The organism is Vibrio splendidus 12E03 (genome assembly GCF_000272105.2).
GTDB lineage: Bacteria > Pseudomonadota > Gammaproteobacteria > Enterobacterales > Vibrionaceae > Vibrio > Vibrio splendidus_I.
This window is the reverse complement of record NZ_AJZD02000050.1, coordinates 1-3,917: the sequence shown is the minus strand read 5'-3', so window position 1 is coordinate 3,917 and position 3,917 is coordinate 1. Positions and strand designations below refer to the sequence as shown.

The following is a 3,917-nucleotide window of genomic DNA, read 5'->3' as shown; positions in this document are numbered from 1 at the left end:
GCTGTGGATTCGACTTTACTAAAGCCGCCGGTGTGATTGAGTGGCACGTGTTGGGTATGTTTGTACCAGCATTCTTTACTGGCTCACTTATCGAGAAGTTCGGTTCGCGAATGATTATTTTGGCGGGTGGGGTATTATTTGTTGTTTGTATTGCTATCAATATTCATGGCGAATCAATTTGGCACTTCAGAGTGGCCTTGGTTGTGCTTGGTGTGGGTTGGAACTTCATGTTTATCGCTGCAACAGGCTTGTTTAGTCAGTCTTATCAGTCTCAAAACAAAGCTAAGGCGCAAGCATTTAATGAATTTATTGTGTTTGGTTGTGTGACGATTACCGCCATGCTCTCTGGCTGGCTAGAATCGACAGCAGGGTGGCAGAACCTCAATATCTATGTATTACCATTCGTGTTAGCGGTTATCTTACTGTTCGCGTTCAGCGCACGTAAATCACGTATTCAAAAGCAGCCTGTATAACGAGTATCGAGTTTGAATCAGTAAATCTATTGCTGCGAGCAAAATCCGATTCCTTGGAATACAAACAAATAAAAAGCCCTACCATGTCGGTAGGGCTTTTGCTTACGGCTTAAATAATAACGTTTTCTTAAAACTGCTGTCTTGGCTTATGCTCGAAGACAACAGCGCTTAAGCTTGCTTGTAAGTACGTGTGATAGAGCCGCGTACTTATTTTGATGGTCTATCGTTTAAAACCTAAAACCTAAGACCTAAGACCCAAGATGAGCTACAGGTCGACCAAAATTGTCTTAGTCGTAATCCCACCTTGGTCATCGATTATCTTCAGAGTCACCTCGAGCTTTCCGTATGAAGGGAAGATAGAAGTGAATGTGCGACCTCGTTTCACCTTTCCGTTTGGAAGTGTCCACTCGGTATCAACAATACGACCATCGCTGTCTGAACTTGTAGACCACATGGTTACCCAACGACCCAAGTGAATGTACTTTGCACTCGCTTCTGGAAGGGCGTTTGGAGATTCAACACTCACTACGGAGCTAAATGAATCGGTAGCGCCTTTGTCGTCGACAACAGTCAAGTTCACCGTGTATTCACCGGCTTGCTCGTAAGACCAAGTTGGTGCCACTTCGTTACTTGTTGTGCCGTTGCCAAAGTCCCATAGATAACTGGCGATCTCACCGTCTTGATCAGAACTGAAGTTACGTGCAGAAACGTTCAGGCCAGTGACATTGAGCTCAAAGTTCGCAGTAGGGGCGACGTTGTGTTGGCTTACTTTCGATAAGCGAACCACGCCGTATTCGTTGTTGTCACTCTGATTCACAATATCAACGGCTAAACCAAACTCCGTCAGGATACGTCCTGAATCAGGCGCTTGAGGAGACGTGTAGTCTTGGTCGTCAGAGAAGCTAGCGTTACCAAGCAAACTGGTATCTTCAAGTACATCATTGTCGCTGTTCACAAGACGCATTGGGGTATGATCTTTGAGTGAGAACGCAGCATCACGAACTTGGTAACGAGTTTGAGCGACTTCACCAGATTTTTCCCAAGTCATGGCATTCTGGTCTGCATCGACCACACCTAACCAACCTTCACCTGGGTGTTTGCCTACCCAGTTATCAGTCAGTGACTCGTCTACGTACCAAATGATCAAACCCGGATCGAATGAGATAAGTTGCCCCATACGTTTGATGTTGGCTAGGCCTTCATCAACATCCATGTGGCTACGCCATTGCAGCAGGTAGTAGTGTTGCGCTTGGTGGAATCCATTGCTCAGCTTGTAGCCATTTAGGGCGAAGGTGGAGTTGCTTTCACCATCGTCTATTGAGGTGACTTCACCATCCACGACCACACTGAGGTTATCCAAATAGAAGCCTTCCATCGCCAAGCCACCATCGGTGATGTACTCAAATGACAGTTCTATTTCTTGGCCTACCCATTGTGAAACGTCAAACTCAGCGTCAATCCACCCGCCAGATTCGCCGCCAATAGCAGGAACGAGGCCAGTATTGTATGGGTCATCCATTGAGGTGATGTTGCCAGCTATTGCTTGTCCATTCACAAGCACGCGAGCGAAGTCGTAGTCTTTCTCAATTTCATACCACGTTTTGAACGAAAGCAATGCAGAATCACCGGCTGGAATCACCAACTTGCGTGTCATGCTGTTTTTCAGGTCATCGCCTTTTTGAGAGTGGAATGAATACTCTCCCTCAAAGGGTCTCAGACTTTCAATTTGCTTTTCAGGAAGATCGACCTTAATCATGTTCGGACGGCTGTTATCCGTTGTTTGGAACAGCGTATAAACTTGTGGGTTGTCTTCTAGGTCATCAATCGAGATTTGATCATCGTTAACCCAGCGACCACCAATCGATTTTTGTAGGAAGTGTTTTGCCCAAGAGCTGAATGCCGTTGGTTGTGTGCCACCAATTTTGCCAGCCCAGCTGCCTGAAGACATGATTGACCAGTAAGATACTGGTTCACCCTTGCCTGTATATTGCGTGTCGTACTCGTCTGGTAAGCCTAAATCATGGCCATACTCGTGAGCACAGACACCTGCAGCCGCATCAATCGGTTGAATGGTGTAATCGAACGCCGCGTATTGGCCACCAAAACGATCTGGAAGCGAGCTAGAAGTACCTTCCAGTACATGAGTGCGACCAAGGTTGAATCGGTGAGACCAAATCGCATCAGGGCCTAACACGCCACCACCGGCTTCTTCGCCTACCGATGCATGAAACACCATCAGGTGATCAATCACACCATCGGGTTCGCGGAAATTTCCGTCACCGTCGTAATCGTAACGATCTTCGATGTCGTAATCGGCAAGGTTGATACTTGGGTCTTGCGCCAGTTGATTCAGCGCTTCACGAACCAGTTCCTGTGCGTTTAAGTCGTTGTCGGTGGTAGGGGAGTTGCCACCATAGAATGACGCAGGCTTAGAGGCGCGATACCAACCAGCAGCTTGACCTGCAACGCTGTAACTGTCACCCGATTCACTTTGGTAATACTGACGCATCGAGATTAGGTTTTCGCCGTTTGGCCCTGTGTAGCCAGAGTTTGAAAACAGCAACTCTTGATAATGTTCTGGGTTGTAGCTCTCGTAGAGCATTTGGGTGTGCTCTTCGGTCAGCTTGTTGTCATCCCAGTTCAAATCAGGGAAATCCACCAATAGAGCCAGTACTTTATCGGTACGCTTGGTGCCGACTTCCAAAGCAAAGACGCTGGCTTTTTTAACGCCAGATCCTTTCTCAATGGCTTTGAGTATTTTCGCTCGTTTCTCAAGTGCTTTTTTACCGAATTGAGCGTCGCCTTTAAAACCGGAATTGATCTTATTTTTTAAGTAACGGTCAAGTGCGTCGTGTTTTGCCACATCGGTTGCATCTTGGTCGACTAAGCCTTGTCTAACTAGCATTTCAATGAGTTTGTCTTCATTAACAACGCCTAAATCAATAGGTGTTTTTGCATAACTACTGACGCTAAATAGAGTAAGCATTGCTGAAGCCAACAATGTTTTTCTCATCATTTTCATTGTATTTCCTTTTTATATTTCCATGTCGATATCAGTATCAACTGCCTTATTCGAATCAGTTGTCCGAGCCTGGCCTAATACACTCTTGTGGTGTCTTATTTAACTGACGTGTGTTTGCTGTATGTTTCGTACTTTCTATCTCTTTTATACTTTCTATTTCTTTTGTATTGGTTGTCTCTTTTCTATTTTTTGAATCAAACGGAGTGCTCTTTACTTTTTTAGCGTTGAGATAGATACGCAAAGCTTCTTGATTTTCCTCATAGGTTAAGCCTGAACAGATAACACCTTGTTTAATCAATGACTTAAGCAACAGTTCATCATTCTCAAAGGTGGAAGCCTGTGACAGTGAGGAAAAAATTAGAACCATTAAAGCCATTGTTTTTCCAGGTTTATTTGTAAGAGTCCTAGTTGTACGAGTCTCG

At 45.3% G+C, this 3,917-nt stretch carries 3 protein-coding genes; 1 reads left to right on the top strand and 2 read right to left on the bottom strand.

What is annotated here, in order from left to right; translation table 11 throughout:
* Positions 1-473 (top strand): MFS transporter (locus tag A142_RS04850; protein ID WP_019820530.1); only part of this gene is annotated, 473 nt, incomplete at its 5' end.
* A gap of 265 nt (positions 474-738) precedes the next feature.
* Here the strand turns inward: A142_RS04850 and A142_RS04845 are convergent.
* Positions 739-3,495 (bottom strand): immune inhibitor A domain-containing protein, encoded by a 2,757-nt coding sequence (locus A142_RS04845; protein WP_019820528.1) that lies wholly within the window; start codon positions 3,493-3,495, stop codon positions 739-741.
* Positions 3,496-3,550: 55 nt separating this feature from the next.
* A complete protein-coding gene (locus A142_RS04840) occupies positions 3,551-3,871 on the bottom strand; it encodes a hypothetical protein (protein WP_029405305.1) in 321 nt (106 codons plus the stop codon).
* Positions 3,872-3,917 lie beyond the last annotated feature (46 nt).